The organism is Micromonospora sp. NPDC051296, from assembly GCF_040682255.1.
Taxonomy (GTDB): Bacteria; Actinomycetota; Actinomycetes; order Mycobacteriales; family Micromonosporaceae; genus Micromonospora; species Micromonospora craterilacus.
The window spans coordinates 1-5,898 of sequence record NZ_JBFBAO010000404.1 but is presented as its reverse complement, the minus strand read 5'-3'; the positions used below and the strand labels follow the sequence as shown (position 1 = coordinate 5,898).

The window sequence follows — 5,898 nt, the reverse complement described above, 5'->3', positions numbered from 1 at the left end:
TGGCCATCCCCGCGTGGCTGTGTTCCTCCAGCTCCAACGACGCCGGCCAGGAGTTCTGCACGGCGTCGCGGAAGCGGTGCAGCGATCCGACGCCGAGTGCCTGCGCCTCGCCCGCCATGTCGATCGCGCCCTGGTGGTGCTCGGTCATCATCTTGACGAACATCTGGTCGAACTCGGCGCCGCGGGCGTCGGTGAGACGGTTCAGGGCCTCCGCCGACTGCATGCCGCCCATGGTGTGCTCGTGGCCGCCACCGGAGTTCCGGTTCAGGCCGCGGTCCGTCAGCCAGCCCTCCAACACCTTGATCTCCGGTTCCTGGGCCGCCAGGATCCGGTCGGCGATGAGCTTGAGTTGCGCGTTCTCGCCGCGGTCCGCCACCAGCTTGGCCATCACGAGCGCCTGCTCGTGGTGCGGGATCATCATCGTGACGAACCGGATGTCGGCGTTGTTGTGCGTGGGGCGCGGCATGGGCGGCACCTCGTTCGCCGGCACGCTCTTCGCCGACTCGCCGGGGCGGCCGGGCATCAGCACCGGCGCGGTGGCGTCCGGCAGGCCGGGCAGCTCGAGTTCCGGCGGGGCGGCCGTCGCCGCCGGCTTCGGGGTGTCGTCCGGCCAGAAGACAAACACCGCCGTTCCAGCGACCAGCACCGCCAGTACGGCCAGCTCAACCAGCACAATCGCCCGCGACTGCCGGGAAAATGCCCGGATCCACTCACCTAGCACAACTCGACTCCTGCCGTACGACCGAGGTTGGCCGGGATGTTAGCGCGGCTCGGTTGCGTGTCGAATGGATCATGGGCAGTGAAAAGGTGGCATTGGGCCCTGCCTGCGGCTATTCGTGCCACTGCAATGTGACAGGTGTTGCTGAACCGTGATCACAAGCAGTTCCCATGTGTGATCCATGTCACAATATTTGAGTGGCAGATCAGGTTATCGTCCCGCTACCCCTGCTCACGCACAACGAAGGGTGTTCCTACATGTTCAAACCAACCCCACGAGGGAGCCGCAGGCTGGCTGTCAGCCTGGCCGCCACTGGCGCCCTGCTCCTGGGGGCCGTCGGGGCGGCGTCACCCGTCAGCGCAGCCGCGAACACCATTCCGGCCGTTGACGAGATCGTCAGCAGCTCCAACCTCCAGCAGATCGCCAACGTCCCGAAGTTCGGCGGATTTGCCAGCGAGTCGGCGTACAACTCTGACCTGGCTTTCCAGGGCAACTACGTCTTCGCCGGCAACTACAACGGCTTCAACATCTTCGACGTCAGCGACCCCACCTCGCCGCAGGTGGTCAGCCAGGTCGTCTGTCCCGGGGCGCAGGGCGACCCGTCGGTCTTCGGTGACCTGCTGTTCCTCGCGGTCGACGCGGTCCGTAGCGACGACTCGTGCAACAGCGGGAGCAGCACGGCGTCCAACCCGAGTTCCTGGGAGGGCGTCCGGATCTTCGACATCAGCGACAAGGCCAACCCGCAGTACATCAAGTCGGTTCGTACCGACTGCGGTTCGCACACCCTGACGCTGGTGCCGGGCAACGACGACCAGAACGTTTACGTCTACGTCCAGTCGTACAGCCCGTCGCAGACCGCCGCCTACTGCAAGCTGCCGCACGACAAGATCTCGATCATCGAGGTGCCGCTGGACAACCCGACCAGCGCCGCCGTGGTGGCCGAGCCGGTTCTCTTCCCGGAGACCACCGGCGCCAGCAGCACCAGCGGTTGCCACGACATCACCGTCTACCCGGAGCTGGACCTGGCCGGCGGCGCCTGCATGGGTGACGGCGTGCTGATGGACATCTCCGACCGGAAGAACCCGGTGATCCTGAGCCAGGTCCGGGACACGAACTTCGCGTTCTGGCACTCGGCCACGTTCAACAACGCCGGCACCAAGGTGATGTTCACCGACGAGCTCGGCGGCGGCGGCGCGGCGATCTGCACCGCCAACTACCGGACCAACCAGGGCGCGAACGCGTTCTACGACATCGTCGGCACCGGTGCCGACCGTCGGCTGGTCTTCGCGAGCTACTTCAAGATCCCGCGGCTGAACAGCACCACCGAGAACTGCGTTGCCCACAACGGCTCGCTGATCCCGGCGATGGGCCGCGACATCATGGTCCAGTCCTGGTACCAGGGCGGCGTCTCGGTGATCGACTTCACCGACACGGCCAACCCGGTCGAGATCGCCTTCTGGGAGCGGGGCCCGCTCTCGGACACCCGCCTCGTGCTGGGTGGGGCCTGGTCGACGTACTACCACAACGGGTACATCTACTCGAACGACATCCAGAAGGGTCTGGACGTCCTCAAGCTGGATGACCCGCTGACCAACAACGCCCGGGCGATCGCCTTCGATGAGCTGAACGTGCAGACCCAGCCCAGCTACCCGGCCTGCACCACCGTCCTGCGTGGTAAGCAGAACGGCAGCCTGACCGTCAAGTCCGGCGTCACCTGCATGGACGGGGTGACCCAGAACGGTGCCATCAAGGTCAACCCGGGTGCCGGTCTGATCGTGTTCAACTCGAACCTGAACGGCTCGGTTCACGCGGCCGGCGCCTCCGTGGTGTCGATCGTGGAGAGCAAGGTCAACGGTTCGGTGGACGCCATCGGTGCGACCGTCCGGGACAGCCAGGTCACCGGCTCGGTGCGGATCAGCTGATCCACGGCCGATCAACGGTAGGTGCGGACGAGAGCTGATCGCACCCGCCAACGGCACAGAGCTCCGGCCCGGCGGTTTCCGCCGGGCCGGAGCCCTTTTCTGCGATCGGGACCCCCAGCACCACCGCCCCGGCCGCCTGCCAGCCGATCGCCCGATTGCGCCGGTGTGGGCGCGGTCCCCATGCTCGTGCCAGCCGGGAAGCTCGCCCGCGCGTCAGAACGAAGATCCAGTGCGGGGGTCACAGATGGGCAGAGGGGTAATCCTGAGCGCCGTCGGCGGGCTGTTCTGCCTGTTGGTGGTGGTCGTGGTCGGCTGGGCGCTGGTCGCCTACAACCGTCTGGTCCGCCAACGTAACCAGGTGCAGGCGTCCTGGGCGCAGATCGACGTCCAGCTCAAGCGCCGGTACGACCTGATCCCCAACCTGGTGGAGACGGTCAAGGGCTACGCGGCGCACGAGCGCGGCACGCTGGAGGCCGTGGTCGCCGCCCGCACCGGCGCGATCGCCGCCGCCGCAACGCCCGGCGTGGCCGACCGCGCGGACGCCGAGAACATCCTCACCCAGGCCCTCGGCCGGCTCTTCGCGCTGGCCGAGGCGTACCCGGACCTCAAGGCCAACCAGAACTTCGCGGCCCTGCAACGCGAGCTGGCGAACACCGAGGACAAGATCGCGTACGCGCGGCAGTTCTACAACAGCGCCGTCCAGACCTTCAACACCAGCGTGCAGTCCATTCCCACCAACCTCATCGCCGGCCTCGGCGGGTTCCGGGCGATGGACTTCTTCGAGGCCCTGGACGGCGAACGCGCCTCCGTCCAGGTCCGCTTCTGACGGCGCGAGCGCACTGATGGACCCGCGCCTGCTTCTCGACCTGGCGGTGAGCGTGGCCGCGCTCGCCGGCTGGTTCGTGGTCTACGGCCTCGTCCGGCTGGTCACCCGGCCGGCCAGTCCGGCTCCCGCGCCGGCCACCATGGAACTGGGGGCCGAGCCGCCCGCCCTGGTCAGCCTGCTGGTCAACCGCTGGGCGGTCACCGAGGACGCGGCCGAGTCGACGCTGCTCGACCTCGCCGCCCGGGGCTTCATCGAGCTACGCCAGCCGGGCAACGACCCGATGCAGACCACCCTGCACCTGCCGGCGGTGCCACCCGACGACGGCGGGCTGCGGCCGTACGAGCGCCGGGTGCTCGACCGGGTGCGCGGGCTCGCGGTGAACGGCGTGGTACCGCTGACCGCGCTGACCTTTCGCGACGGGGCGCGGGCCAAGGCGTGGAACAAGCGGCTGCGCGCGCAGGTCGTCGCGGACGCCCGGGCGGCCGGGCTGTCCCGACGGCGCTTCGGCCCGGCGGTGACCACCCTGCTGGGTGCCGCCGCGTTGGTCGCCGCGGTCGGGGTCGGCCTGGCCGCTTTCCACTACGGCACCTGGCACCCGCAGGACGACAACCCTGGTCTCGCTGCGGGTTTCGTCACGTTCGCGGTGCTCAGCACCATCGCCGGGGTGTCACCCGGCGAACGCGACACGGCCCTCGGCCGTCAGGTGGCGGCGCGATGGCTCGGTGTCCGGGACTGGCTGCGTGGGCACGAGCAGTTCGACGAACTGCCGCCGGCCTCGGTGGCGATCTGGGACCGGTACCTGGGCTACGGTGCCGCGGTCGGTGCCACCCGCCTGGCCAGCGCCGTCCTCGACCTCGGCATGGGCGACCGGACGCTGGTCTGGTCGTCGTACGGCGGCACCTGGCACCGGGTGCGGGTACGCTACCCGCGGTTCTCCGCGCGCTACGGGCAGACGCTACCGAAACTGCTGCTCCGCGCGGCGATCAACATCGTGGTCGGCGTCTTCCTGCTGAAGATCTTCGGCAGCTCCTTCGACCTCGTACCGTCCACGACCGACCAAGCGGCGCGGATATTCACCTTCGTGGCCGACGGCATCGTCGTCTTGGCGTTGCTGTCGCTGGTCTCCGGGAGCTACACGGCGGTGCGCGGCGTCGCGGACCTCGTCACCGAGCGCACGATCACCGGCGAGGTGCTGTGGCTGGAGGTGTGGCGTTCGACCTCGCAGGGAGAGAACCAGCCGGCCCGGCCCTGGCTGCACTACCTGGCGGTGGACGACGGCACCGGCGACCGCACCACCGCGTGGGGATTGCCCAGTCAGTGGGCCGGCGGCTGCCACGACGGGGACACCGTGACGGTCCGGGTGCGGCCCTGGAGCCGGCGGGTGGTCAGCATGTCGGTTGTCGGGCACGGCCGCTCGCGAAGTCTGGTCGAGCCGGCCGTGGCCGACGAGACCGATGACCTGCCGGTGCCGGGACGCGGCGGGCCGGCCGGGTCGGTCGAGCCGGCGGCGCTGTTCACCGTCGAGGAGGTCGGGCAGGCGCTGGGTCTGCCGGTTCGGGCCGCCGAACGACTCGACCTGCCGGGCCCGCTGGCCGGTGCCCAGTTCCGCGCGGCCGGCGACGGCCAGCCCGTGCTGAACGTCCAGACGGTGGGCGGGGCGGCGGGTCGGTGGATCTGGCGGCTCAACTCCCAGGGGCAGGCGCTGCCCGGCATCGGCGACGGGGCGTACGCGGCCGGCGAGCGAGCCGTGCTGCGGGTCGGCGACAGTACCGTGCTGGTGACCGTCCTCGCTGATGCCCGCGGCCGGGCCGCCTACCTGCCGTGGCTGCTGGCCCAGGGCGCCGCCCGGGCGTCAGCCGGGCACGAAGGGGCGACCACCTGATCGCTGCGGCACCCCCGCCGACCCTGATCCGCCGCCGGCCACGTTTCGCCAGTTTGTCCCGGGGTAGCCATCGCCGACCGGAGACGGCACCGACGGGAGGCGACCGTGGGCTTCAGAACGCGGCAGGGGGAGCAGCCGATCGACCCGGAACACGCCGAGGACGATGCCGGCCAGGCCCGCCTGGTCCAGGTCGAGGCGGACACCGACGTCCCGACGGACGCCGGCGCTCGGCCGGATCTGGTCACCGAGGACGACGGCTCGGGCGTGGCCGGTGGGGCGTCGGGCAGCAGCGGCGGCGGCTCCAGCATGCCCGGGCACCCCGACGCGCCCCGCTGACCGGCGTCGAACCCGGCTCGCCGTCGCTCCTCGAACTGACCCGCGCGGAGGCGGGAACGCTTCGACCTTCGGCCGCGTCCGATCGGCATGAGTATTCGTCGAAGTGGGCGGCTGGCGGTCGTTCCGTTGCTGTTGCTGGCATCCACCGCCTGCGCACAGCAGAGTGGTGCCATCGGTGCGGGGGGAGACTCCGGTTCACCGGAGGCGTCGTACT

The 5,898-nt window shown here is 69.8% G+C and carries 4 protein-coding genes and 1 pseudogene; 4 read left to right on the top strand and 1 reads right to left on the bottom strand.

The window, feature by feature from the left end:
- On the bottom strand, positions 1-673 hold a 673-nt coding region (locus AB0M52_RS29245; protein ID WP_363960387.1), incomplete at its 3' end, for a DUF305 domain-containing protein.
- Between the two features lie 302 nt (positions 674-975).
- Here AB0M52_RS29245 and AB0M52_RS29240 point away from each other — a divergent pair.
- From AB0M52_RS29240 to AB0M52_RS29225, 4 genes and pseudogenes are all read left to right on the top strand, one after another.
- Positions 976-2,358: pseudogene (locus AB0M52_RS29240) on the top strand (hypothetical protein); the annotation flags it as partial.
- Between the two features lie 526 nt (positions 2,359-2,884).
- Entirely contained in the window at positions 2,885-3,466 is a 582-nt protein-coding gene (locus tag AB0M52_RS29235; RefSeq protein ID WP_363960384.1) for a LemA family protein, read from the top strand.
- Between the two features lie 16 nt (positions 3,467-3,482).
- Complete coding sequence (locus tag AB0M52_RS29230; protein ID WP_363960382.1) at positions 3,483-5,348, top strand: hypothetical protein; 1,866 nt, start codon at positions 3,483-3,485, stop codon at positions 5,346-5,348.
- Between the two features lie 105 nt (positions 5,349-5,453).
- Positions 5,454-5,684 (top strand): preprotein translocase YidC, encoded by a 231-nt coding sequence (locus AB0M52_RS29225; protein WP_363960379.1) that lies wholly within the window; start codon positions 5,454-5,456, stop codon positions 5,682-5,684.
- The last annotated feature ends 214 nt before the right edge of the window (positions 5,685-5,898 follow it).